Source organism: Listeria immobilis, from assembly GCF_014322845.1.
Taxonomy (GTDB): Bacteria; Bacillota; Bacilli; order Lactobacillales; family Listeriaceae; genus Listeria; species Listeria immobilis.
In genome coordinates this window covers 137,072-162,071 of the sequence record NZ_JAASUA010000007.1, presented here as the reverse complement: position 1 = coordinate 162,071, position 25,000 = coordinate 137,072, and the positions used below count along the sequence as shown (strand labels likewise).

Genomic DNA, 25,000 nt, shown 5'->3' with positions numbered 1-25,000 from the left:
AAAACTATTGCTGGTTATACTTTAAAAACTACTCCCGCTAATGCGAATGGGCTATTTTCAGACCTAGCTCAGACTGTTACTTATGTTTACACGAAAGACCCAGTTGCCGCTGAACCTGTTACTGTTCAATACGTCGACATTGACGGGAATGCTATTGCTGCAGAGGATGTTTTAACTGGAAATATTGGCGATAATTATACTTCTTCACCAAAAACTATTGCTGGTTATACTTTAAAAACTACTCCCGCTAATGCGAATGGGCTATTTTCAGACCTAGCTCAGACTGTCACTTATGTTTACACGAAAGACCCAGTTGCCGCTGAACCTGTTACTGTTCAATACGTCGACATTGACGGGAATGCTATTGCTGTAGAAGATGTTTTAACTGGAAATATTGGCGATAATTATACTACTACACCGAAAACTATCTCTGGTTATAAGTTAAGCGCATCCCCAACAAATGTTGCTGGACTCTTTACTGATAAGCCACAGACAGTTAGCTATATTTACACAGAAGCCACCCAATCCTCCGATTCTGATAGTATTGATGTAGATGGAAAAACAAGTAATTCAGATGATATTATAGCTATAAATTCAAGCACTAATCACGCTGGATCAATTAAGCAAAATAACAACGATCCAGCTAATCTTTCCATTTCCGAAAACCGGATTTCTGCAGAAGGAAAAACTATAATAACAGCTACTAGTTCATTACCAAAGACTGGTGACACTACTCCTTGGAATGCACTTATTGTGGGAGTCCTTCTTTCAAGTTCCGCTTTAGTTATGTGGAAGAAAAGAAGCTAATCACTTCAAAACAATGCTAAAAGTGAGAAAGATAATAGCAGAGAAAATCATTTAAAAAGATTTTCTCTGCTATTTTTATTAAAAATGACAAAAAATAGATTTATCTTAACTAACTTTGGTATGGGGATGAAATTTTTGATACCTCAAAATAAAAAAAGCACTACAAACGGCTTAAAATAGCAGTTTATAGTACTTTTTATTATTCTTCTAAAAGTGGAGATGGTGGGAGTCGAACCCACGTCCAGAAATATCGGCACTTAAATATCTACGAGCGTAGTCACCGTATTAGTATTTCGCATAAACCTCAGCCCGGCAACAGGCTTCCATTCAGCTAGTCTGATTAAGCTCTTCTAACTAACCCCAGACGGAGATTATTTAGTGTAGCCCACTTAAAGTGAGACCCTTACCGTAGCACATGGGCGATGCACGGAGGATCAGCTATGCTACTGCTTATTAGGCAGCGAAAGCTAGGTTTTGTTTTTCTTTGCCAGTTATTATTGGCTTTGACGTTGATAACGAGGACGATCCCCCCGACTCGCAACTCAAGCTCGAACTATCCCTGTCGAATCCGTAACATCCCCAGAAAATAAGTCTAACAGGTATCATTATACAGGAAAAAACCAGGCTTTACAAATAGAAAAAAACATATGTGGCAGTAACTAAAATAAGCTCTACTTAGAAGAAAAAACCTAAATCCAGTTTCTCCAACTATATTAGTTGAAAGACTAGATTTAGGTTTTTATTGTTGGCGTTCTTTAAAAGCACGTTCAATATCACGTTTTGCTTCTTTTTGTTTTAAATCTTGACGTTTATCATATTTCTTTTTACCTCTGGCTACACCGATTAATACTTTTGCGTAGCCATCCTTAATATACATTTTTAGTGGAACAATTGAATAACCCGACTCTTTTGTCTCTCCAATTAAACGACTAATTTGCTTTTTATGAAGCAGTAATTTGCGCGTTCTTAGCGGATCATGATTGTAGCGGTTACCTTGTTCGTATGGACTAATATGCATATTGTGTAAGAAAATTTCCCCTTTATCAATACGTGCATAGGAATCTTTTAAGTTTACCCGCGCATTTCTAACGGACTTAATCTCAGTACCTTGCAGGACAATGCCAGCCTCAAAAGTTTCTTCAATTGCGTAATCGTGACGCGCTTTTTTATTTTGCGCGACTAGTTTACCATCACCTTTTGGCATAACTCCCCATCCTTTCTAGCGACGTTTTTTCTTTTTCGGGCTTTCTTTTGCTACACCTTGGTAAAAAGGCTTTTTCTTCTTTTTCTTTTTCGGTTTTGTATACCATTCGTCTTCTTTACGTTCTGTTTTTGATTTCGCTTCCTCAGTATTACCACTTCTGCGCTTTTTACGATTGTTTTTTGGATTACTTTTATAATTTCTTGTTTTATCAATTGGTTTTTCGCGTTGACGTTTTTGCTTATCGCTTACTGGTCCTGTTTTTCCTTCACTACGTAGCGCAAAATCAATTTCACGTGCATCTACGTCTACTTTTGTTACCTCAACTTCCACTTCATCACCAATACGATAAATTTGACCCGTTCTTTCGCCAATCATCGCTAATTGATTTTGATGGAATTTGAAGTAATCACCTTTCATCGCACTAACATGGACTAAACCTTCAATTGTAGTTGGCAGCTCAATAAATAATCCAAAATTCGTTACAGAACTGATGATACCAATAAAACGTTCTCCTACTTTATCAACCATAAATTCTGTTTTCTTCAGTTCATCCGTTTCACGTTCAGCTTCCACTGCACGGCGCTCCATTTTCGAGCTATGTTCAGCAATCTCAGGAAGCTCTTCTGCGCGTTTTTCAAGCGTTTCTGGGCGAACATCCCCATTAATTAAATACTCTCTAATTAGCCTGTGTACGATCAAATCCGGATAACGTCTAATTGGTGACGTAAAATGCGTATAAAAATCGGTTGATAAACCAAAATGTCCCGCACTTACCGTATCATACTTCGCTTGTTGCATAGAACGAAGCATCACCGTTGAAACGACCATTTCTTCCGGCTTGCCTTTTACTTCTTCTAGCACTTGTTGTAAGGCCGCTGGATGAATATCATTAGCAGTTCCTTTAACAATTAAGCCAAAGTTAGTAATAAATTCAAAGAAACGCGCGAGCTTATCTTCTTTTGGATCTTCATGAATACGATAAATAAATGGTACATCCATCCAGTGGAAATGTTCTGCTACTGTTTCATTCGCAGCTAGCATAAATTCTTCAATTAGATGCTCGCCAGCTGAACGTTCGCGCATTACGACTGCCTCTGGGTGTCCTTCCTCATCAACTACTACACGTGCTTCTTTAAAATCAAAATCAATCGCACCACGTTTTTCACGTTTAGTTCGTAGTGTTTCTGCTAAATGTTGCATCGCTTCAAGCATAGGAACTATTGGCAGATATTTTTCACGTAAAGCTTCATCTTTTTCAACTAAAATATCATTTACATCCGTGTATGTCATTCGTTCTGTCGTTTTAATAATACTTTCAAAGATTTCATGGTTGACTACATGTCCATCATTATCAATTTCCATTTCACAACTCATCGTAAAACGGTCTACTTGCGGGTTAAGTGAGCAAATCCCATTGGAAAGCTTGTGTGGTAGCATAGGAATTACTCGGTCTACCAAATACACGCTTGTTCCACGGTCTTGCGCTTCCATATCCAGTGGCGAACCTTCTGTGACATAGTGCGTTACATCTGCAATATGAACACCCAGCTTCCAATTACCATTTGGCAACTGTTTCACTGTGACTGCATCATCCAAATCTTTTGCATCAGCTCCATCAATTGTAATAATCATTTGATCACGCAAATCACGACGATTACCAATATCAGAAGCGTCCACTACATCTGGCGCTTTACTCACTTGTTCCATTACCTCTTCTGGAAAAGCGATAGAAATACCATGTTTATGAATGATTGATAAAATATCCACCCCTGGATCATTACGATGTCCAATAATTGACTTCACAACACCTCTAGCACGAGCATTTCCAGTAGCATATTCGGTTAATTCAACGATCACTTTATGTCCATCAACCGGTTTTAAGCCGTCTTCTAAGTCAATTTCTACCTCTCCAAAAAGCCGCTTATCATCTGGCATTACAATCGGTGTCCCCGCCAAGTCTTCCATATAAGTTCCGACAATTTGTGTTGTTTTACGCTCTACAATTTTTTTAATGGTACCTTCTGCTAAATTATCTCCTTTGCGTTTTGTAATTGTCGCAAAAACGAGATCTCCATTCATAGCATCTTTTACTTCATTTGGTGGGATAAATATATCATCCAATTCTTTTTCTTCCGGGAGAACAAAGCCAAAACCACGTTCATGAGCACGAAAGGTTCCTTTTACTAAATCCATTTTTGCAGGTAGTGCATACCGATTCTTCCTTGAGCGGACAATAGTTCCGGAATCTTCTAATTTTACTAACGCTTTGACCATTAATTTAAAGTCATCTGCATTATTTAAAGCAATTTCTATTTCCAAATCTTCTAGCGCAAAAGTTTTATCCGGCGCTTGATTTAAAAGATCGATAATTTTTTCTTCCATTTGTTTTTGTTCCACTTCTGTCCCTCCTCTCTCTGTGTTAAAAATAATTTATTCTTGCCAATCTAAACCATCTAAAAAGGTTAAAACGGCTTGATTTACTTCTTTTCGTTCTTTATCTAGTGTGATAACATGACCAGAGTCTTTAAACCAGTGTAATTCTTTTTTTGTTGACTCTACTGTATCATAAATCAACTGTGCTCCGCTGACATCAACCATATCATCTTTTTCTCCTTGAACAACCATAATAGGAGCATAAATCATATCTATTTCAGCAACTACACCGTTTATTTCTTCTTTTAATTTGGCGATAGTATTCATTGGTGCATCTTTATATGCCAGCATTTCACTTTCAATTTGTTCAGTTGTTTTACCTTCTAGTTTTTTATAATTACGCACATAATCCAGAAAACCTTGAATAATAGGAGATGAGCTATCCATTCGTGTTGGCGTACTCATAGCTATAATTCCCTTTAAAGGCTTAGAAAAACCTAATTTCAATGAAAAAAGTCCTCCTAATGAAAGTCCAGCAACGGCGATTTCATTATATCCAAGTGATTTTAAATGGTCATACGCTGCAAGTACATCTTCCCACCAATCACTAGGTCCCGTTTGTAGTAATAAATCCGGTGAGACTCCATGTCCTCTATATTGAGGTGCATAGCATGTATAATTATTTTCTTGTAAAAACCTACCTAAAATCCTTACGTCCGCTGAGCTACCTGTAAATCCATGTAAAAGCAATACTGCTCGTGGACCTTTTTCGAATAAAAATGGTTGTGGTGGTGTTATTTTCATTATAACAATCGCTCCTTGATTCTTTTTGGAGTTTTGGTTTGTCGTGTTAGTTTTAATTGGTTTTTATTTATTTTGTATGGGTTGTTTTTATTAGTGGGGTGGTTCGTCCACTTTTTTGTGGAAACAACGCTTCACTTTGTTACGCCTTGTATTGGAGTTCTAGGGACTATTTTTATGTTGTATGAGTTGTCTCTAAATGGTGGAGTGGTTCGTCCACTTTTTTATGGAAACAACGCTTCACTTTGTTACGCCTTGTATTGGAGTTCTAGGGAAGCTTAGTACGCTTCCTGAGAACTCCAATAAAAAACCACCTAAATTTTCATTCAGGTGGTTAACATCTCGTTACTGTACAAAGTATGCCAGTGCAATTAGTATTACGAAGAAAACAATGGATAGAACGATGGTTGTACGGTGTAAAATAAGTTCTAGTCCTCTTGCTTTTTGCTTACCGAATAATTGCTCAGCTCCACCAGAGATGGCACCGGATAAGCCAGCACTTTTACCTGGTTGAAGTATGATAACTGTAATTAACAGTACTGATACGATGATGAGTAAGACCGTTAAAACTGTACTCATTGTTCTTTCCTCCTAAAACCGCCCAATTTGACTAAGGTTAATTTTACCATATTTGTGATTATCCGTAAAGACTTGTTTCGCTACAATCATTAAACAACTTTTTCCTCTAGCCAAACTAAATCGTCTAGGAAATAAATTAAGTCTTCTTCTAAAATGTCTTTTTCGCAGTCATTAACAATATCATGTCCTGAACCTGCATAGAAACACAATTGTTTATCATTTGTGTGAATGTGTTTAAAAATATAGTTAGCATTATCTGCATCGATTTCTTCATCTTGGCAACCTTGACCAATCATGGTTGGTACATGAATTTTCTCAATGTCTTTAGCAACATTTTTGTAGAAACTAGCGCGCGCTTCTGTCATTGTATCAATTTCAGGAAGATATTTTTTCAACATATCATCTGCTTCTTGTTCTACTATTCCTTGCTTCATTAATTGTTTTGTTAAATAGTTTTCAATTGGGATGTAACGCATTTTGCGGTTTACATTCGCACATAGCGGAACAATTGCTTTTGGTGAGAATGATTCTGCCATTTTAAGCGCAAAAACACCACCCATTGCCACACCGACAATAGCAATTTCATTATATCCGTCTTTTTCAAGTTGACGATATCCAGCCACCGCGTCTTCGTACCACATTTCCGGTGTTGTTTTCAAGAAAATAGCGGGTTCATCCCCGTGGCCTCTGAAGTTTGGTGCATGTACTGTGTATCCATTTTCTGCTAGATTTTCTCCAAGTTCTCTTACGTCTTCTGTAGTCCCTGCAAAGCCATGCAAGAGCAAAACAGCACGATTTCCCGCTTTTAACGTAAAGCTACGATCCGCACTCATTTTTACGCAATCCTCCTAATATCATCACTTTTATAATCCACTCTATTGTAGCCCATATTAAGTAAATAAGCTAACTTTTTAGTTCTGACCAATAGACCAATATTAACCCTATCTCTTAAAGTTGTCAAATACTTTTTAAAGAAACTTGAAACCCCTTGGTAATAGGTTCTTTCCAGTATGTTTCAAATGTGAATTTGTGCGCTTGAATTAGAAAAAAAAGTATGAATTAATTGTAACAATTGCTTTGGATTTTGGCGTGGTAAAAAATGCGTGCCATTGTTTATAATTTCCATTTTTCCACGCTGAACTGAGTGAATCATTTTCTGCGTATCTTCTGAAGAAATCATATCAAACTCACCAATTATAGCTAAGAGTGGTGCGCTAATTTTTTCTAAGTCTGCTTCTGACATGTGCGGATGATAAATAGTTAAGGCTAGTTGACGTTTCATTCGATCGAAAAAACGACTAAATGGGGCAAAAATACTAGCGGCACCATATGCAATCCGACAAAATAAATCAGGTAAAAATCGAATTTGATTGACATGATAATTTGTTCCAATGACCACAGATGCAATTTGACGGTTAGGTTGCATTTTTCCCATTACTAAAGAAATAATCCCTCCATCGCTATAACCAACTACTTTATATTTATCAATTTTTAAATAATCAAGTAACGAAAGCATATCTAATGCCATTATTTCAAAATCCAGCGGCGTAGTTCCCGCATCACTTTTGCCGTGACCGCGGCTATCAACTGCAATTACCATATGATCAAGTGCTAAATCATCTAGTATATGTTTCATGGCACGATGATTTTGCCCATTCCCATGAATCAAAAGAATTGGTTCACCTTTACCAACGATTTTATAAAACAAGTTAATTCCATTGATTTCTGCAAACATAGAGCATTTCTCCTTGTGGAAGCTTTTACTACCCTTATTTTACACCTGATTATACTTGATTTCATATTAAAATGCATTGTTTTTATCATGCTTCAATTTTAATACGCCTGATTCAATTATTGCTAGAATCAGGCGTACTATTTATTTCATAAGTCTTCGGTGAAATTGTTGTTGTGGCATATCTACATTACTAATTTTTTTCGGTACGGAACGTTTCTCAGCTAAGGGGTGGTTTTTTTCATGCACCACAGCGTCTTTGATTTTTGGAGTTTCAATCACTTTTGAGGTCTGACTATTTTTTACTTTCATCAGCATTACCTCCTCTTCCAAATCATTACCCCTATTTATCATTTTAAAACAGAAAAAACTCCACGAAAATGTTACTTTTCGCGGAGTTTAGCGTTTTATTCAATCAACTTATTTTTTTAAGTTGTAGAAAGTGTCGTTACCATGATATTCAGCAAGATCAGCCAAATTGTCTTCGATGCGGAGTAATTGGTTATATTTTGCAACACGGTCAGTACGAGTAGGTGCACCAGTTTTGATTTGACCAGCGTTTGTAGCTACTGCAATGTCAGCGATTGTGGAATCTTCTGTTTCACCAGAACGGTGAGAAACTACTGCAGTGTAGCCAGCGCGTTTAGCCATTTCAATTGCATCCAATGTTTCAGTCAAAGTACCAATTTGGTTAACTTTGATTAGGATGGAGTTAGCGATACCTTTTTCGATACCTTCTTTAAGTTTAGTTGTGTTAGTTACAAATAGATCGTCACCTACTAATTGAACGCGGTCACCAATACGTTCTGTAAGTAGTTTGAATCCGTCCCAGTCATTTTCGTCTAGGCCATCTTCAATAGAGATGATTGGGTATTTAGTAATCATTTCTTCATACCAAGTTACCATTTCTTCAGAAGTACGAGTTACGCCTTCACCTTTAAGTTCATATTTACCAGTTTCGCGGTTATAGAACTCACTTGATGCAGCGTCCATTGCAAGTTTAACTTCTTCGCCAGGTTTGTAACCAGCATCTTTAATTGCTTGCATAATTGTTTCAAGGGCTTCTTCATTGGATTTAAGGTTTGGAGCGAATCCACCTTCATCACCAACACCAGTATTTAAACCTTTATTCTTAAGAACAGCTTTAAGTGCATGTAAGATTTCAGCACCCATACGTAAAGCTTCTTTAAAGTTAGGAGCTCCAACAGGCATTACCATAAATTCTTGAACGTCGACATTGTTATCAGCATGTTCTCCGCCGTTAAGGATGTTCATCATTGGTACTGGAAGAACTTTACCATTCACTCCACCAAGATATTCATATAAATGTACGCCTAGTTCGTCAGCAGCAGCACGAGCAGCAGCTAAAGAAACACCAAGAATAGCGTTAGCACCTAATTTACCTTTATTAGGTGTACCATCAAGTTCGATCATTGCTTTGTCAATTCCGATTTGATCAGTTACATCAAAACCGATAATTTTGTCAGCAATAATGTCGTTTACGTTTTCAACAGCTTTTAAAACACCTTTTCCAAGGTAACGAGCTTTGTCGCCATCGCGTAATTCTACAGCTTCGTATTCACCAGTTGAAGCACCACTTGGAACTAAAGCGCGACCAAACGCACCAGCTTCTGTATAAACTTCAACCTCAACAGTTGGGTTACCGCGGGAATCTAAGACTTCGCGAGCATAAACTTCAGTAATAATAGACATTTATAATTCTCTCCTTTGTTGGATTCATTTGAATGAAAAAACGAAACATTCAAAGATCCATCCGTTTTTAAATTCGTTTTTATTGTAGCTCTGTTTGCAAAAAAACTAAAGCAATAACTAAAATTATTTTTGAATTAAACTTTCCCCTGTCATTTCGGCAGGTTTTTTAACGCCAAGTAAGTCAAGCATAGTTGGTGCTACGTCAGCCAGACGACCACCTTCACGAAGCGTTACACCTTTTTTCGTTACAATTACTGGAACTGGAACGGTAGTGTGCGCTGTATGTGGTTTGCCTTCTGGAGTAGACATTGTTTCAGAGTTACCATGGTCAGCGAAGATAATTACTGAACCACCTTTTTCTAAAATAAGATCTACTACACGACCAAGATTTTCATCTACTGCTTCGATTGCCTTAATAGTTGGCTCAAGCATACCTGAGTGTCCAACCATGTCTGGGTTTGCAAAGTTTAAGATAATCGCATCGTGTTTGTCGTTTTTAATGTCTTCTACAAGTGCATCTGTAACTTCATATGCACTCATTTCAGGTTGTAAATCGTATGTTTCTACTTTTGGCGAATTAATTAGAATCCGGTTTTCACCAGGGAATTCTTCATTTCGTCCACCATTCATAAAGAATGTTACATGCGGATATTTTTCCGTTTCGGCAATGCGAAGTTGTGAAAGTCCTTCATTAGAAAGTACTTCGCCAATTACATTTTTCATTTCAATTGGCTCAAATGCAACTTCCGCATCAATGCTTGGGTTGTATAGAGTCATTGTAACGAATTTAATGTTTTTAGGATGATTTGTCCCACGGTCGAAATGATCCCATTCTTTATCAGTGAAAGCATTAGAAAGTTGAATTGCACGGTCAGGGCGGAAATTGAAGAAAATAACGGCATCGTTGTCTTTCACTGTTGCAACAGGTTCGCCATCTTTAGTAATGACAGCTGGAACAACGAATTCATCATTTTTGTCATTAGCATAAGAAGCTTTGACAAGTTCGATTGGATCTTCAAATTTTTCACCTTCAGCACTTACAATTGCTTTATATGCTTTTTCAACACGTTCCCAGCGTTTATCACGATCCATCGCGTAGAAACGTCCAGAAACAGTTGCAATCGCACCATAGTTTAAATCACTAATTGCTTTTTGCAGTGTTTCTAAATATTCTAGTGAAGATTGTGGAGCCACGTCACGTCCATCAAGGAATGCATGGATATATACGTTTTTCACGCCTTTATCTTTGGCTGTTTCAAGTAGCGCAACTAGATGATTAATGTGACTATGCACACCACCATCTGATAGCAAGCCGAAAAGATGTAGGTCCGAATTGTTTTCTTTTGTATGAGTGAAAGCATTGTTTAAGGCTTTATTCTTTTGAAATTCGCCTTCTTCAATTGCTTTATCAATACGAGTTAAGCTTTGGTAGACAATGCGTCCAGCTCCGATGTTTGTATGCCCAACTTCAGAGTTACCCATTTGGCCATCTGGAAGACCAACGTCAAGACCAGCAGCTTTAAGTTCCCCATGAGGAAAATTAGCCCAATAACGGTCGAAATTTGGTTTGTTTGCTTGAGCTACAGCATTACCTACTGTTTCTGCACGTTTACCAAAACCATCGAGGATAATAATTGCTACAGGTGATTTACTCATTTTATTTTACTGCCTCCAATAATGCTAAGAACGATGCTGGTTCTAAGCTTGCTCCACCTACAAGAGCGCCGTCAATGTCGGACTCTGCAAGATAATCAGCAATGTTTTCAGGTTTTACGCTACCACCGTATTGAATACGAACTGCATCTGCTGCTTTTTGAGATACAGCGTCCGCAACTTCTGCACGAATAACTGCACAAGTTTCGTTTGCATCAGCGCTTGTGGAAGATTTTCCAGTACCGATTGCCCAAATTGGTTCGTAAGCAATAACAGATTTGATTACTTGTTCTTCCGTTAATCCAGCAAGTGCTGCACGGATTTGACCACGTACCCAAGTATCTGTTTGACCAGCTTCACGTTGGTCTAATGTTTCACCACAGCAAATGATTGGTGTCATGCCATGTTTAAAGATTGCATGTGCTTTTTTGTTAATATCTTCGTCTGTTTCGTGGAAATACTCACGACGTTCAGAGTGCCCGATAATTACATAAGAAACGCCTAAGTCAGCAATTGCAAATGGGCTAATTTCGCCAGTGAAAGCACCTTCGTCTTCAAAATAACAGTTTTGTGCAGCGACACGAAGATTAGTTCCTTCAGTAAGACGAACTAATTCTTGTAAAAATAAAGCCGGCGCAGCAACTACTGATTCTACAGCATCGTTTGACGGTACGTTATTTTTTACATCTTCTGCAAATTGTCCTGCTTTTGCAGCAGTTTTGTTCATTTTCCAGTTACCAGCAATAATTGGTTTACGCATATGGATAAACATCCTCTCGATATTAAAAATTATTTTTGGTTCAGCTTATTTGTCACTAATAGAAGCAACTCCAGGAAGTTCTTTACCTTCAAGATATTCTAGAGAAGCACCACCACCAGTGGAAATATGTGTGAATTTGTCAGCGAAGCCTAAGTCCATAGCTGCTGCTGCGGAATCCCCACCACCGATAATAGTTGTCGCATCAGTTAAGTTTGCAATAGCTTCACAAACGCCAATTGTACCTTTAGCAAAGTTGCTAAGTTCGAATACGCCCATTGGACCATTCCATACAACTGTTTTAGCGCCTTGAAGTTCTTTTGTAAATAGGTCGATTGTAGCTTGACCAATGTCTAGTCCCATTTCATCTGCTGGAATGCTATCTGCACTCACAGTATGGAATGGAGCATCGTTACTGAATTCTTTAGATACAACTGCATCTACCGGTAATACTAATTTATCGCCAGCTTTTTCAAGTAAGCCTTTAGCAAGTTCCACTTTATCTACTTCTAAAAGAGATTTACCAATTTCTTGACCTTGAGCTGCCATGAAAGTGAAAGTCATTCCGCCACCAACAAGTACTTTGTCTGCTTTTGTAAGTAAGTTTTCAATAACACCGATTTTATCAGAAACTTTTGCGCCACCTAGGATTGCTACTAGTGGGCGTGCTGGATTATCAACTACACCGCCGATGAATTTAATTTCTTTTTCCATCAAAAATCCGGCCGCTGATTCTAAGTTAGAAGCGATTCCAACGTTAGACGCGTGCGCACGGTGAGCAGTACCGAAAGCGTCATTTACGAAAACGTCGCCAAGGCTAGCCCAGTATTTTCCAAGTTCTGGATCATTTTTGCTTTCTTTTTTACCGTCAATATCTTCAAAACGTGTATTTTCAAAAAGAAGTACTTCGCCGTCTTTTAACTCATCAATTGCTTTTTCAAGTTCTGGACCACGAGTAGTAGGAACGAATTTCACTTCTTTTCCAAGTAACTCGCTTAAACGAGCGGCTACTGGACGAAGCGATTTTCCTTCTTTGTCTTCTTCTGTTTTTACTTTTCCAAGGTGAGAAAAAAGAATTGCTTTACCGTTTTGTTCTAAGATGTATTCGATTGTTGGAAGTGCAGCTACAATACGGTTGTCGTTAGTGATTTTACCGTCTTTCATTGGCACGTTAAAGTCAACACGAACTAAAACTTTTTTGTCTTTTAAATTTAAATCAGTTACAACTTTTTTAGCCATTTTAGAGTTCCTCCATTGATTTTAAAGGATAGGGATTGCCCCTCATATTTCAGAAAATAAGCGGAAACAATAGTGTCTCCGCTTATTCTTGTTATTGCTGATGTGACAAGCACGTCAGTAAAATTAATCTGCTAATTATTTAGCGATTTTTGCAAAATATTCTAAAGTACGTACTAATTGAGCAGTGTAGCTCATTTCGTTATCGTACCAAGCTACAGTTTTAACTAATTGTTGATCGCCAACTGTAAGAACTTTTGTTTGAGTTTCGTCAAATAATGAACCGAAAGTCATACCTTTGATGTCAGAAGAAACAATTGCATCATTAGTGTAACCAAATGTTTCTGGATCAGAAGCTGCTTCCATAGCTGCATTTACTTCATCAACAGTAACTTTTTTGTCAAGCACTGTTACTAACTCAGTAAGGGAACCAGTTGGAACTGGAACACGTTGAGCAGCTCCATCTAATTTACCTTTAAGTGTTGGTAATACTTCACCGATAGCTTTAGCAGCACCAGTAGTATTAGGGATAATATTTTCTGCAGCAGCACGTGCACGACGGAAGTCACCTTTTGGATGTGGAGCATCTAATGTATTTTGGTCACCAGTGTAAGCGTGAATTGTAGTCATTAGACCTTCAACAACACCAAATTTATCTTCTAAAACTTTAGCCATTGGAGCTAAACAGTTAGTAGTACAGCTTGCGCCAGAGATAACTGTTTCAGTTCCGTCTAATGTTTCATGGTTTACATTATAAACGATTGTTTTCATATCGCCAGTTGCTGGAGCGGAGATAACAACTTTTTTAGCGCCAGCTTTAATGTGTAATTCAGCTTTGTCTTGCGCTGTGAAGAAACCAGTACATTCAAGAACGATGTCTACTCCTAGGTCTCCCCATGGAAGTTCTTCTGGGTTACGGTTAGCTAATACTTTAACTTCTTTACCGTTTACTTTGAAGAAACCATCGTGTACTTCTACTTCACCGTCAAAACGGCCTTGAGTTGTATCATATTTTAACAGGTGAGCTAACATTTTAGCATCTGTTAAGTCATTGATTGCAACAACTTCAATTCCTTCCACATTTTGAATACGACGGAATGCTAGACGTCCGATACGTCCAAAACCATTAATACCAACTTTAACTGTCATAAGTCAATTTCCTCCTTGAAAATAGTGTTTTTTTTATTTCAAAAGGGTATTACTCCCTTTTAAAAGCGACTTTGCTGCTCCTTCATCCGTAATTAAAATCGTATTTTTGGGAGCACTTTTCATATACGATTTGATTGCTTTGGCTTTTGATGTACCACCTGCAACAGCGATAATATGCGGGATTTGTGCTAAATCTTCAAATTGAAGACCGAAAGTAGGAACCTTATGTACAACCTCGCCTTGTTCATCAAAATAATAACCAAATGCTTCACCAACAGCTTTACGATGGATGATTTTTTCAAGCACATCTTCGCTGGTATGTCTGCGTTTCGCCATTGCGAGCGCATCACCTATGCCTAAAATAATGGCATTTGCGGATTGTACTAATCGTAAGCCTTCTTGAATTGCCGGTTCTTTCAGTAAGGAACGATAGGCTTCTTCGCCAAGCTGCTCCGGAACATAGAGAACGCGGTGTTTCGTGTTTGTCTTTGTTGCCATCTTGTCACAAATTGTATTCGCTTGATTGTCAAGGTCTTCACCAATACCTCCACGCCCAGGAACGAAAAGTAAATCTCTGCCTTTTGCAAAATCAGTTGTCATCATTTCGGCAACAGTTGCCATTGTAGAGCCGCCCATAACTGCGACGATGTTTCTTTTTTCAGTGAGTGCCATGTCTAATTGTTCTACTGCCACACGTCCCATTTCTTCACGGACCCATGGTGTAACATCACTATCACCTTGCACTACCAAGCATTTTTTGATTTGCAATTTTTTTGCTAATTGTTCTTCCATTGAATGTAACCCTGAAAGTTGATTCATGACGCTTTCTAAATCACGAAAAACAATCAATCCTTCTTTTGTAACGGTCATTCCGGATGAAGCAATTTCTATTAAACCTTGTGCTTTCAAAAATTCAACTTCGCCTCTTAGAACTCGTTCACTCATACCGAGCATTCCAGCGAGTGTTCGTCTTCCAACTGGTTCAGAAAAATAAATTGAGCGTAGGATTTGGTAGCGTTTTTGCATAATCATTAAAACGTCGGGCAATAACTTTTTCTGAATGTTAATTAAATCTGACATTTTTAATTGCTCCTCATCTATGGACACGATACGACCCACTTAGTCATAAGATGTCCCGTTTGAACTAAAAAAAGTAGAGATGGAGGTTTAACGTACCTTTCAAGACTATTAAACTAGCCAATTCAGCTCGTCAACAGAGTGTCTCTCAATGTGTTTTTACCCCTTCTCTTTTTGCTTACACCGGTGAAACTTTTTTATCGTTCTTTTACTACCCTACGTTCCCTATTCTAACAGTGTTAGCATAATTCTTCAAGTATTAAGTGGGACATTTATGAAATATTCACCTATAATTTACAATCCATTTTTATCTTGCAAAGTTTTAGATGGGCTATATAAGTAGTTTTCCACCTTAATTGAAAAAGAAACATGCGCTAGCGAATTTTTTATTTTTAAAAAAGACGTTTTGTGTCCCACAGCTTTTGATAGGAGTAAAACGTCTTTTAAAATCTCTTTCTTTTGGATGAAGAAGGAATATTTAATTCTAAACGATATTTTGCAATTGCTCTTCTCGAAACTTGAATATCTTTTTTCGCAAGCATATCTACTATTTTTTGATCGGAAAGTGGTTTTAGTTTATCTTCTGCTAAAACGAATTCTTGTACTAGTTTTTTGATGGTTGTACTGGAAACATCTCCTAAATCTTCATTTTCAGCAGATTTTTTCTGTAATCCTGATGCAAAAAAGCGTTTTAGTTCATATACCCCTGTATTTGTTTCCATGTATTTTCCATTTACTGCTCGACTTACGGTTGATTCATGAACACCAAGTTCTTCCGCCACTTCTTTTAATGTTAGTGGTTGCAAATGCGCTGAATTGTCTGTGAAGTATGCCTTTTGATGTTGAACAATGGCTTCTCCCACTCGTTGTAAGGTGTTTTCTCGTTGTTCAATTCCTTTTTTAATCCAATCAAATTCTCCCGCTTTGTCCCGTAAAAATTGAGCAACATCTTTCTCTTCGGTTGCCCGCATTGTTTCATAGTAAGCAGACTGAAAGCGAACTTGCGGTAAAAATTGTTTTGCCAAAGTAACGACGAGTTCCTTTTCATTTTGTAAAAGGATTAAGTCTGGCACAATATATTGCACGCGTTCCGACTCAAATTCTGAACCTGGCTTAGGATTTAATGTTTGGATATAATCAGATACTTCTTGGATATTTTGTAAACTAACATCCATCTCCGTAGCAATTTTCTTCCATTTCTTTTCAGCAAATTCTGTGAAATACTTTTGAATAACGTCGTAAGCGATATAAGGAGCATCTGGGGACCGTTCGATTTGGAGCAAAATACATTCACGTGCATCTCTAGCTCCCACACCAGCCGGTTCCATACTTTGTAGAATTTCAAGTCCTTCTAAAACCGTTGAATCATCCATTAAAAGTGCAGAACTTACATCTTTTAAATCAATTTGTAAATAACCACTATCGCTTAAACTTTCTATTAAATATAAAACAATAATTTTATGTGTTTGGGTCACTTTCATTAATTGCAACTGTTCTTTTAGCGCATCAGCTAATGTCAGCTTATTATCTGCAATTTGGTCTAGCCAGTCTGTATCATCTGAACTTCCAGAGCTTTTACGACCACTGTAAGAAAAATCTGTTCCAATATCTGAGCCTGGAATCACTTCAATTAATGGGTTCTCAAGTGCTTTATCTTCTAAAAATGCCATTAGATCAGCTGTTGCAAATTGAAGCATAGCAATAGACTGTGACAATTGTTGCGTCATATTTAATTTCAGCGATTGTTTTTGTTGCTGCTTTTGAACGAAATTAGATTCTAAACGCAAAATAAAACCTCCATTAAAATTTAGTCTGATTATGTTTATATCAAGCTAAGTAATATTCCATTCTTAATTTATTATAACATGGGGATTTTCAAATTACAGTAGATTCTGTTTGTTTATGCGCAAAAAACCAAGTACTGGATTGGTACTTGGTTTTTTGGTTATTTTGGTAAATGATTTAAAAAGTTTTGAGAAGCAAATCCGCTTACTTCTTCTTTTGTATAATGTTTTGCTAGTACTTGGAGAAAGTCTTGGTATTTCCCAGCATTTTCAAGCCCTTTAACGTGGTCTGGAATGCCATCGAAATCCGAACCGAAACCAATATTTTTCACTCCTCCAAGTTCACAAATATGATCAATATGACGAATAATATCTTCCATATTAGCTACTCCAGAATTAGTGGTAAATAGCGGGTGGAAAATCACATGAATCATTGCGTCTCGCTCAATCATTGCTTTAATTTGGTCATCATCTAAATTTCTAGGATGAGAACAAATAGCTTTTGCACTTGAATGGCTGGCAATAATAAATTCTGCTTCTTCTAAAGTATCCCAAAACGCCTTTACACTTAAATGAGAAACATCTGTAAATACTTTTCGTTCATTTAAGCGGCGTATAATTTCTTTGCCAAACTGTGTTAAACCAGCGCCGCGTTCTTCCATAATTCCATCTGCTGCTAAATTTGCGTTATTCCAAGTCAAACCGACAGATAATACACCTGCATCGAGTAATTGTGTTAATTTATCCAAGTCGTGTCCAATCGGTTCAATGCCTTCTAACGTTAGCACAGCGCCAATTTTATTCTCTGGGAAATTTTCTAAGTCAGTCCATTTTTTCACTTGATGAATTATTCCACCCTTATGGAGCACATGTTGCTTAAAAATATTAACCTGTTCTACAGCTTTCTTCCATTTATGCTCTACTGGAACACATTCATCAAGAAAAATCGCAAACCCTTGTAATAACATTTCAGCTTCTACAAGTCGCTCAAAATTAACATCTAGTTCCTCAGCATCTTGAAAAGTGTATTTACCTTTTCCAGCTTGCAATTTATAAAGCGCATCACAGTGTGTATCAATTACTCTCATTTTCTGTCGTGCCTCCTTTTTGATACATCTATTATATACTTTTCTAAGGAATAGACAAGCAGTTTTTTTAGAATGAATTTATTTGCTGATTTTATGCTTTTTACCCGGCCAAAATGCCCATTTTCCAAGAAGTACGGTAATCGATGGAACTAAGAACGGACGGACAATAAAAGTATCTAATAACACACCAATTGCTGTTATTAATCCAAATTGGACTAATAGCTGAATTGGAAGTGTAGTAAGTACACCAAATGTTCCTGCGAGAATTAAACCAGCTGAAGTAATAACGCCTCCTGTTTGCCCAACACCTTCTGTAATTGCTTTTCGAAGTGGTAATTTTTCACTATTTTTCCAAATGCTAGAGATCATAAAGATATTGTAATCTTCTCCAAGTGCAACTATAAAAACAAAAGCATATAGTGGTATTAAACCAGAAATAGCTTCTACTCCCATCGCATAATGAATAATGACCCAACCAAGTCCCAGCGCCCCGACAAATGAAAGCAAGACAGTCGCAACCAAATAAAGCATGGCTGTAATGGAACGTAAATAGCAGAGTAGTAAAATTGCAATTAGAGCTATCACTAAAGGAATAATGACTTTTTCATCATGCTCTGTAACTGCACGATCATCATATTGTGTAGCTGTTTGCCCAGCGATATATACATCATTTCCCTTATCTGCTGCATCGCGAACTTTCGGTACAACATCCATTGCTTCATTGCTGTACGGATTATCCTCCAAAATTAGTGTATATTTTTGGTAACCATTGTTCCGTTCAGGTCTGGAAACAGATTGAATCCCATCCACATTTTCGAGTGAGGCTTTCATTGATTCCTTCGAGTTTACAACAACTTCCATTGGAGCTAACATACCTGCACCATAATGATCACTAATTAATGTAAATCCTTCTCGAGATGGCATATCTTCTGGAAAAGTGGAGAGTGTATCATAGGTGTATTTTACTTGGGTGGTAAAGATGCCGCAACCAATTAAAATAATCAAAGTAATAACTAAAATTTTCACTGGATGTTTTGCAGACATTTCGCCAATTTTATGCCAAAATCGATTTTCTTTGTGATATTTAGGTGCTTTACCTTTCTTCGTTGCACGTTCTTCTTCCATTTCCACTGTTCTAGGGACAAATGGCCAGAATGAAACGCGACCAAAAACACCTAACAATGCTGGTACAAGCGTTAACGATGAAATCATCATGATAAAAATCGCTAAACTGAATGGTACTGCAAAATTATGAAATGAACCATACTCAGCAGCTAGCAGTAACAACAGTGCCGCCATTACAGTCAAACCACTAAGCGCAATTGCTCCTGCTGTGCCACTAAAAGCTTCTTTAAATGCCTGAAAGCGATTTTTCTCTGTATGCAAATGGCTACGAAATCTGGATATAAGGAAGAGACAATAATCTGTCCCTGCACCAAATAGCAATACGGTCATAATCGACAGCCCTTGAGATCCATATGTGATAATTCCTTCTTTTGCGAGTAATCCGAGAATTGGCGTAATAACTAAGTAGGCAAAACCCACTGCAATTAGCGGAATAAGCGCTAAAATCGGTGAACGATAAATAACTAGTAAAAAAATAAGTACGAGCAAAACAGTTCCGATTAAAAGAGAAACATCCGCATCTTTAAATAAGCCGCTCGCATCTACGCTAATCCCGGCAGGTCCTGTAGTTCGTGCTATCAACGTATCGCTCGCTGTCACTTTCTGAGTAAATGGATCTTCTCCAATAGTTGTTTTTGCTTTTGATTCAAGTTGCTGAAAACTTTTTGATAGTTCATCAGATGTAGCACTATTTTCCATAATAATAGTTTGAATAAAGGTTGTCCCATCATCAGATACTTGCTGTTTAAGAGCTATTGGTGGCAATTTATCATAAGGAACAGCCATTTGTTGATAATCCACAGGGCTTTCAGTTAATTCTTTACTGTATTTTTGAATATTTATTAAATCTGCTGTGGTCAAACCTGTTGAGCGATACCATGTAATAAGCGCAGGCACCCCATCTGTCCCAGCAAATTGCTTATCAATTAATTTTTGCGCTACAACAGAAGGTTCTGAACTTGGTAAATCTTTAGCTGTATCATCTTTGTAATCAGCTGCTTTTGGAAAGAAAATTTGTAACACAATGATTGCGGCAATCCAAATTCCAAGAGTTATAAAACGTCCTTTTTTCCCACCTACCCCGCTAGCTACTTTACTTAAGAATCCATCTTTCATTATTAATCCCCCTTCACGCTTGTTTGATTTTCATTTATCGTCTGATAAGTGAAATGCCAAAAAAAGAAGCACTCTCATTTATACCTCTTTTTTAGAAATGCCAAACATCATTAAATCCATTAATTCTTCAATCCGTTGTGTTGTACTTTGTTTTTCGGCAAATTGACTTTTACCAGAAAAAAGCGGACTAATTGTCGCTAAACAATATCTAGCGGCCACTTCGGCAGTTATACCTTCTCGCAATTTCCCCGCAGCTTCTTGCCCTTGAAAAAAAGCTTGAAATGGTTCTAAATAGGTTTCTTGCCATAATCTGTACATTAAATATTGATTTTCTGGTTTCATTTCATTTAATATATCGTGAACCATTAATAAAATATTGGTAGGATGCTTTTCAATTAGCATGATTAACATATCTTTCAGCTGCTCTTCGCTAGTTTTTGTGGATGCTAAAAGTGGATGCATTTCTAGTTGGATTTGCTTGGTTAATTCACGGACTACTTCTATATAAAGTGTTTCTTTATCTTCAAAATGATGGTATAAAGCTGGCTGAGTAATTTTTACAACACTTGCTATTTCCCTTGTAGATACAGCCCGATAGCCTTTTTCCATAAATAAATCACGCGCGGTATCCAAAATTTTCCTTCTAGTAATTGCTAGTTCTTCTGCTCTTGTACGCTTTTTCTGCATCATCATCCCACCTTTCTTTTATTCCGAGGATAACAATTGGATATTTTTATTAATTAATTTTTGCAAAGTTTCTTTATGCCATTTCCTCCCAAAAACACGCTTACTTACAAGGTACTTACCTTCTTCAAGCTCGCCATTTTCAGTAACTGCTCGAATATGTAATTGATATACTAACTTTTTTTTAGCTAAACTTATTTGTTGGATTGTTTTTGCATCTAAAAAGTGCATTTCGGCATCACTTAACTTAAATACAAAAGTAAACATTCCTGCCTCTGTAAAAGCTAAGACAAGTGTGTGCCTTGCTCGCATGTTAGTACCAGCATATAAAAAATCCATTGTCCGAACGGTTAAATTATTTTCTTCACTGTATACCTTTATTTCTTCTTCTAATCGCTCTCTTAAACTAATAGCCAACCTAAACGCCTCCCTTGCTAATTACGATTTCTTCAAAAAAAGAATGCATGTAAACGTCTTTTCTAATCCGATATCTTTTATCACCTTATAAGGATAGCATTTTGTAGGAAAAAAAGTATACCTCTACTATAGATACCCAAAAAGTTAGATTTTTGGTCTAACTTTTTGGAGCGGTTCATTTTACATAAATCCAACGAAAATGTTTTTCTTTTATGCTCATTTTTTAGTGGCAGTGTCTTCTATTTGGCAAGAAAAAACATAACCCCCCTCTCCATTCTACCGGCCATTTACTGTGGACACTTCCTATTTAATCCGTTTCTATCCTTTGTACTTGCTTACCACGAAGCTTCTAATGCTTCTCTACTCGCTTGTATCGCTTCTGTTCGAGTCGTTTGTAGCCACATAAATACCGCATCTCCTGTCGCTGATTCAAAAGCGTCTTTCAACGTCACTTGCACTGCTTGCAGGTCTTCTTGTACCGTCGGATACTTTTTTTGAACACGGTCCATTTCTTCATCCAATACATCCTCTATTTTTTTAGCCCCTTTTTTGACGGCTTTCTTTAAATCAATTTTTTGCGCTTGCTGAATAAGCTCTCTTTCTGCCATCACTAAATTGCTTCGTTCTTTGTCACTTAAATCCCCTTTATCTAGCCGTTCTCTTAATTGTTTTGCTTGATACAATAATTCACCAGAACGACTGCCTGTTGCCATTTCCATTCCCCGTTGATACGTACTTTGATACATGCATAAACCTCCTATGACTGATTATGAGCTATCCAATCACCTAAAGAAATATCTTTCTCTCGGATGGACTCTGCTGCTTGAATTAATTCCTCTTGAAAACCACGTAAACGTTGCATTTGTTGTTCATTTAACGCATAAAAAGCTTCAAATTTAGCTGGATCATGAAACGTATAAACCCCCTCATGATATTTCACTGCACGCTCCGTTAATGCTTCATCCACATCCCATACATTTAATTCGCTAAAACGAGCGCCTTCGCTGGTATCATCTTCTAAATCTTCTCGAAGTTTTCGCGACTTTTTCATTACTTCTTCCTCTAAATCTTGCATGCGATATTGAGTCTGTTGCATAATCGCTAACACATCATCCAATCGACTTGCTTGTTGAATAACCATATCTGGATTCACTTTTAATTTCGCTGAACCATTAGCAGTAAACATTCCAGCAAACGTTCCTTTTAAATGTCCCATGAAAAGAGACGAACCTAAAGGTACATCTGAATTCGTATCCATAATAAATTGTTTTCCTATCACGACACCTCCAGGAACAATTTTTCCTACTGGGTCTAGACGATGACGATAATCTGTAATAAGGCTATCAAAATCTCCATTTTCCACTGCTGCTTGTTGTTCCTTCGTCAATAAGCGAAACGGATTAGCTGCTGCATACGTCACCGTTTTTTTCTTTTTTTGTACACCCATATATTGCGATAAAGCACCACCTAAACTATGCCCTGTAAACGTATAATTGGGAATCTGATAATCCTTTAACGTTTGATTCACAAACACTTGATAATCATAAAATTGGTTGTCGGTATTGCTGTACCAAGCTGGTAATTGCGCCATTCCTTTTCCCGGTAACGACCATTTTTTAGCAAAATCAGCCACTGTTTGAGACGGTTGTCCTACAGCTTTTTTTAACTTTCTATCCGTTTCTGGTTTCTGTCCAATACCCAGTTTCCCAACATCCGTGTGGATCCAATCCTTCATAAATTGCTTGGCATTTGGTTCCGAACCTCGTGCCACAAAAATAGCGTTAGCATAAGATGTTTTTCCTTTTTTGTACTCTTTTGCTGGTACAACGGCGATAGCTTGTAAGCCACTTCCTTGTTTATCAACCGAATTAATTACACGCCATTGCGAACCATCTTTCAAACTAATAGGCTTTTTACTTTCTAAAACATCATTGTTATAAACTCTATCAGCCAAATTAAAATATTGTTCATCTGTAAATTCTGCCATTTTCATCACCTCTTATGTTATATTTATCTTGTATAGAACAAATGACGGGAGCTAACTACATGAAAAGAAAAAAGAAATTCATCATCATATCAATCATACCACTTATTATACTATGTATCATTTTAGGAGGGTACTTATACATGAAACATCAGGAAAAAGAATTAATGGCTGAACAAAAACCACGTATTGAAAAATTTTTCGCTTATAATTTTAATAATGTAGACAGCATAACATTAACAGGCACTCACACAAACCCAACAGGAATCACACATATTGAAGGATACATCAATGATAATAAAAAACTTTGGATTGATGCTGCTATGGATGGAAAAAATGGCGTTGAAGTTGTCAATGTCACAGAAGAAATTTACAAACTCGAAAAACCCAATGCAGATACAAAAGGAAAAAATGTTTCAGATATTGAAGCCGAAGAAAAAGCCAAAAAGAAGAAAGAAAAGGAATCTAATACAGAAGAATCTTCGTTAAAAGTGCGTTCTGTTCAAGAAATTATGACTGACCTGCAGTCTCTAGAAACTTCTATCCTTCAAAATAACCGAAACCCACTCTAACAAGAAACTAATTTTGCACTAGTTTCTTGTTTTTTTGTTGCAATTCCTCAATTTACTCCAAACGGACTTAATTGTTTCTATCTGGTTTAATCCGTTGCGTAAAAAGGCAATGAACCATGTTTCTACTCCTTCATTTTCACACATCGCAAGGCGCATCTATCTCCTGGTATGTGCCAAATTTTCCTTTCCCACATTTTGGAAATCCTTGTTCACATTTCAAGTACATCATTCTCATAAACTCAAGCAGTTAAATTAAAATATTGTTCGTCATTAAATTCTGCCATTTTCATCACCTCGTATGTTATACTTATTTTGTATAGAACAAAAGACGGGAGTTTACTACATGGAAAGAAAAAAGAAATTCATTATCATATCAATCATACCATTTATTATACTATGTATCATTTTAGGAGGGTACTTATACATGAAACATCAAGAAAAAGATTTAATGGCTGAACAAAAACCACGTATTGAAAAATATCTAAACTATAACTATAACAATATAGAATCTGTTACTTTAACAGAAACCTATACAAATCCAACCGGTGTAACACATATTAAAGGTTACATAAACAATAACAAAAAATTAAAAATTGATGCTCCTTTAGACGGAATAAATGGAGTTGAAGTCGTTGATACAACAACTTACATATACGAAAATTATATGAAACAAAAATATAAATTTAAATCAACCAATATTTCCGATATTGAAGCCGAAGAAAAAGCCAAAAAGAAGAAAGAAAAAGAATCTAATACAGAAGAATCTTCGTTAAAAACACGTTCTGTTCAAGAAATTATGACTGACCTGCAGTCTCTAGAAGCTTCTATCCTTCAAAATAACCAACACCCACTCTAACAAGAAACTAATTTTGTACTAGTTCCTTGTTTTTTTTGTTGCAATTCCTCAATTTACTCCAAACGGACATAATTGTTTTCTATCTGGTTTAATCCGTTGCGTGAAAAAGTAATGAACCGTGTTTCAGGAGTATTTACATTTCACAATAAGTAATTAACACACGCCACTTTTTATCCTTACCTCCATCCTACCTCACGCCCCTATTTTTTTAAATAAAAACTGTCAGCTCCCAAAAGCTGGACTATTTGTAAAATGGATTTTTTTAAATTGTAGCGTTACTTTTAAATATTTGT

At 37.0% G+C, this 25,000-nt stretch carries 23 protein-coding genes and 1 other RNA gene; 3 read left to right on the top strand and 21 right to left on the bottom strand.

What is annotated here, in order from left to right; all coding sequences use genetic code 11:
- Positions 1–807, top strand: an 807-nt coding sequence (locus HCJ45_RS10695) for a MucBP domain-containing protein (RefSeq protein ID WP_187124782.1), incomplete at its 5' end; no start/stop codon positions are given.
- 211 nt (positions 808–1,018) lie between these two features.
- Here HCJ45_RS10695 and ssrA read toward each other — a convergent pair.
- From ssrA to HCJ45_RS10590, 21 genes are all read right to left on the bottom strand, one after another.
- Positions 1,019–1,388, bottom strand: a transfer-messenger RNA (tmRNA) gene (gene ssrA / locus HCJ45_RS10690).
- A 158-nt stretch (positions 1,389–1,546) separates the two neighbouring features.
- On the bottom strand, positions 1,547–2,011 hold the full coding sequence (gene smpB / locus HCJ45_RS10685; protein ID WP_003723350.1) for an SsrA-binding protein SmpB: 465 nt from the start codon (positions 2,009–2,011) through the stop codon (positions 1,547–1,549).
- A 15-nt stretch (positions 2,012–2,026) separates the two neighbouring features.
- Positions 2,027–4,408 (bottom strand): ribonuclease R, encoded by a 2,382-nt coding sequence (rnr, locus tag HCJ45_RS10680; RefSeq protein WP_187124781.1) that lies wholly within the window; start codon positions 4,406–4,408, stop codon positions 2,027–2,029.
- 33 nt (positions 4,409–4,441) lie between these two features.
- The gene (locus HCJ45_RS10675) at positions 4,442–5,188 is read right to left on the bottom strand and encodes an alpha/beta hydrolase (protein WP_187124780.1); all 747 of its coding nucleotides are present in this window, start codon (positions 5,186–5,188) and stop codon (positions 4,442–4,444) included.
- Between the two features lie 342 nt (positions 5,189–5,530).
- Complete coding sequence (gene secG, locus HCJ45_RS10670; protein WP_014093666.1) at positions 5,531–5,764, bottom strand: preprotein translocase subunit SecG; 234 nt, start codon at positions 5,762–5,764, stop codon at positions 5,531–5,533.
- 89 nt (positions 5,765–5,853) lie between these two features.
- Entirely contained in the window at positions 5,854–6,597 is a 744-nt protein-coding gene (locus HCJ45_RS10665) for an alpha/beta hydrolase (protein WP_185380708.1), read from the bottom strand.
- A gap of 182 nt (positions 6,598–6,779) precedes the next feature.
- Entirely contained in the window at positions 6,780–7,499 is a 720-nt protein-coding gene (locus tag HCJ45_RS10660; RefSeq protein WP_185345589.1) for an alpha/beta fold hydrolase, read from the bottom strand.
- Between the two features lie 141 nt (positions 7,500–7,640).
- Entirely contained in the window at positions 7,641–7,814 is a 174-nt protein-coding gene (locus HCJ45_RS10655; protein WP_185398275.1) for a hypothetical protein, read from the bottom strand.
- 102 nt (positions 7,815–7,916) lie between these two features.
- On the bottom strand, positions 7,917–9,209 hold the full coding sequence (gene eno, locus HCJ45_RS10650) for a phosphopyruvate hydratase (RefSeq protein WP_185345593.1): 1,293 nt from the start codon (positions 9,207–9,209) through the stop codon (positions 7,917–7,919).
- A gap of 123 nt (positions 9,210–9,332) precedes the next feature.
- Positions 9,333–10,865, bottom strand: a complete 1,533-nt coding sequence (gpmI, locus tag HCJ45_RS10645) for a 2,3-bisphosphoglycerate-independent phosphoglycerate mutase (RefSeq protein WP_187124779.1) — start codon at positions 10,863–10,865, stop codon at positions 9,333–9,335.
- Position 10,866: 1 nt separating this feature from the next.
- On the bottom strand, positions 10,867–11,622 hold the full coding sequence (gene tpiA / locus HCJ45_RS10640; protein WP_185345597.1) for a triose-phosphate isomerase: 756 nt from the start codon (positions 11,620–11,622) through the stop codon (positions 10,867–10,869).
- A 45-nt stretch (positions 11,623–11,667) separates the two neighbouring features.
- A complete protein-coding gene (locus HCJ45_RS10635) occupies positions 11,668–12,858 on the bottom strand; it encodes a phosphoglycerate kinase (protein ID WP_187124778.1) in 1,191 nt (396 codons plus the stop codon).
- Between the two features lie 135 nt (positions 12,859–12,993).
- The gene (gene gap, locus HCJ45_RS10630) at positions 12,994–14,004 is read right to left on the bottom strand and encodes a type I glyceraldehyde-3-phosphate dehydrogenase (protein ID WP_185345601.1); all 1,011 of its coding nucleotides are present in this window, start codon (positions 14,002–14,004) and stop codon (positions 12,994–12,996) included.
- A 33-nt stretch (positions 14,005–14,037) separates the two neighbouring features.
- Positions 14,038–15,084 (bottom strand): sugar-binding transcriptional regulator, encoded by a 1,047-nt coding sequence (locus HCJ45_RS10625; RefSeq protein WP_187124777.1) that lies wholly within the window; start codon positions 15,082–15,084, stop codon positions 14,038–14,040.
- Between the two features lie 440 nt (positions 15,085–15,524).
- Positions 15,525–16,868 carry an RNA polymerase factor sigma-54 gene (rpoN, locus tag HCJ45_RS10620; protein WP_187124776.1) on the bottom strand — a complete coding sequence of 448 codons (1,344 nt, stop codon included), beginning with the start codon at positions 16,866–16,868 and terminating at the stop codon, positions 15,525–15,527.
- 158 nt (positions 16,869–17,026) lie between these two features.
- Complete coding sequence (locus HCJ45_RS10615) at positions 17,027–17,953, bottom strand: dipeptidase (RefSeq protein WP_187124775.1); 927 nt, start codon at positions 17,951–17,953, stop codon at positions 17,027–17,029.
- A gap of 78 nt (positions 17,954–18,031) precedes the next feature.
- Entirely contained in the window at positions 18,032–20,194 is a 2,163-nt protein-coding gene (locus tag HCJ45_RS10610; RefSeq protein WP_187124774.1) for an MMPL family transporter, read from the bottom strand.
- A gap of 78 nt (positions 20,195–20,272) precedes the next feature.
- On the bottom strand, positions 20,273–20,881 hold the full coding sequence (locus tag HCJ45_RS10605; RefSeq protein WP_187124773.1) for a TetR/AcrR family transcriptional regulator: 609 nt from the start codon (positions 20,879–20,881) through the stop codon (positions 20,273–20,275).
- 18 nt (positions 20,882–20,899) lie between these two features.
- Entirely contained in the window at positions 20,900–21,295 is a 396-nt protein-coding gene (locus tag HCJ45_RS10600; protein WP_187124772.1) for a hypothetical protein, read from the bottom strand.
- A 335-nt stretch (positions 21,296–21,630) separates the two neighbouring features.
- Positions 21,631–22,041: a hypothetical protein gene (locus HCJ45_RS10595; protein WP_185395779.1), complete on the bottom strand. Its 411-nt coding sequence runs from the start codon at positions 22,039–22,041 to the stop codon at positions 21,631–21,633.
- Positions 22,042–22,052: 11 nt separating this feature from the next.
- On the bottom strand, positions 22,053–23,282 hold the full coding sequence (locus tag HCJ45_RS10590; RefSeq protein ID WP_187124771.1) for a lipase: 1,230 nt from the start codon (positions 23,280–23,282) through the stop codon (positions 22,053–22,055).
- A 140-nt stretch (positions 23,283–23,422) separates the two neighbouring features.
- Between HCJ45_RS10590 and HCJ45_RS10585 the strand changes: the two genes are divergently transcribed.
- A complete protein-coding gene (locus HCJ45_RS10585; RefSeq protein WP_187124770.1) occupies positions 23,423–23,851 on the top strand; it encodes a DUF1433 domain-containing protein in 429 nt (142 codons plus the stop codon).
- Between the two features lie 424 nt (positions 23,852–24,275).
- Positions 24,276–24,707 (top strand): DUF1433 domain-containing protein, encoded by a 432-nt coding sequence (locus tag HCJ45_RS10580; protein ID WP_187124769.1) that lies wholly within the window; start codon positions 24,276–24,278, stop codon positions 24,705–24,707.
- Positions 24,708–25,000: the final 293 nt, after the last annotated feature.

What these genes read in the sequence shown, in the direction of transcription:
- HCJ45_RS10625 (WP_187124777.1), bottom strand. Translation starts at nt 15,084, where the DNA reads ATGTCAGATTTAATTAACATTCAGAAAAAGTTATTGCCCGACGTTTTA.
- smpB (WP_003723350.1), bottom strand. Translation starts at nt 2,011, where the DNA reads ATGCCAAAAGGTGATGGTAAACTAGTCGCGCAAAATAAAAAAGCGCGT.
- gap (WP_185345601.1), bottom strand. Translation starts at nt 14,004, where the DNA reads ATGACAGTTAAAGTTGGTATTAATGGTTTTGGACGTATCGGACGTCTA.
- HCJ45_RS10655 (WP_185398275.1), bottom strand. Translation starts at nt 7,814, where the DNA reads ATGCTGATGAAAGTAAAAAATAGTCAGACCTCAAAAGTGATTGAAACT.
- HCJ45_RS10615 (WP_187124775.1), bottom strand. Translation starts at nt 17,953, where the DNA reads ATGAGAGTAATTGATACACACTGTGATGCGCTTTATAAATTGCAAGCT.
- HCJ45_RS10595 (WP_185395779.1), bottom strand. Translation starts at nt 22,041, where the DNA reads ATGTATCAAAGTACGTATCAACGGGGAATGGAAATGGCAACAGGCAGT.
- HCJ45_RS10610 (WP_187124774.1), bottom strand. Translation starts at nt 20,194, where the DNA reads ATGAAAGATGGATTCTTAAGTAAAGTAGCTAGCGGGGTAGGTGGGAAA.
- gpmI (WP_187124779.1), bottom strand. Translation starts at nt 10,865, where the DNA reads ATGAGTAAATCACCTGTAGCAATTATTATCCTCGATGGTTTTGGTAAA.
- tpiA (WP_185345597.1), bottom strand. Translation starts at nt 11,622, where the DNA reads ATGCGTAAACCAATTATTGCTGGTAACTGGAAAATGAACAAAACTGCT.
- HCJ45_RS10660 (WP_185345589.1), bottom strand. Translation starts at nt 7,499, where the DNA reads ATGTTTGCAGAAATCAATGGAATTAACTTGTTTTATAAAATCGTTGGT.
- HCJ45_RS10580 (WP_187124769.1), top strand. Translation starts at nt 24,276, where the DNA reads ATGAAACATCAAGAAAAAGATTTAATGGCTGAACAAAAACCACGTATT.
- HCJ45_RS10585 (WP_187124770.1), top strand. Translation starts at nt 23,423, where the DNA reads ATGAAACATCAGGAAAAAGAATTAATGGCTGAACAAAAACCACGTATT.
- eno (WP_185345593.1), bottom strand. Translation starts at nt 9,209, where the DNA reads ATGTCTATTATTACTGAAGTTTATGCTCGCGAAGTCTTAGATTCCCGC.
- HCJ45_RS10635 (WP_187124778.1), bottom strand. Translation starts at nt 12,858, where the DNA reads ATGGCTAAAAAAGTTGTAACTGATTTAAATTTAAAAGACAAAAAAGTT.
- HCJ45_RS10605 (WP_187124773.1), bottom strand. Translation starts at nt 20,881, where the DNA reads ATGCAGAAAAAGCGTACAAGAGCAGAAGAACTAGCAATTACTAGAAGG.
- HCJ45_RS10675 (WP_187124780.1), bottom strand. Translation starts at nt 5,188, where the DNA reads ATGAAAATAACACCACCACAACCATTTTTATTCGAAAAAGGTCCACGA.
- HCJ45_RS10590 (WP_187124771.1), bottom strand. Translation starts at nt 23,282, where the DNA reads ATGGCAGAATTTACAGATGAACAATATTTTAATTTGGCTGATAGAGTT.
- secG (WP_014093666.1), bottom strand. Translation starts at nt 5,764, where the DNA reads ATGAGTACAGTTTTAACGGTCTTACTCATCATCGTATCAGTACTGTTA.
- HCJ45_RS10665 (WP_185380708.1), bottom strand. Translation starts at nt 6,597, where the DNA reads ATGAGTGCGGATCGTAGCTTTACGTTAAAAGCGGGAAATCGTGCTGTT.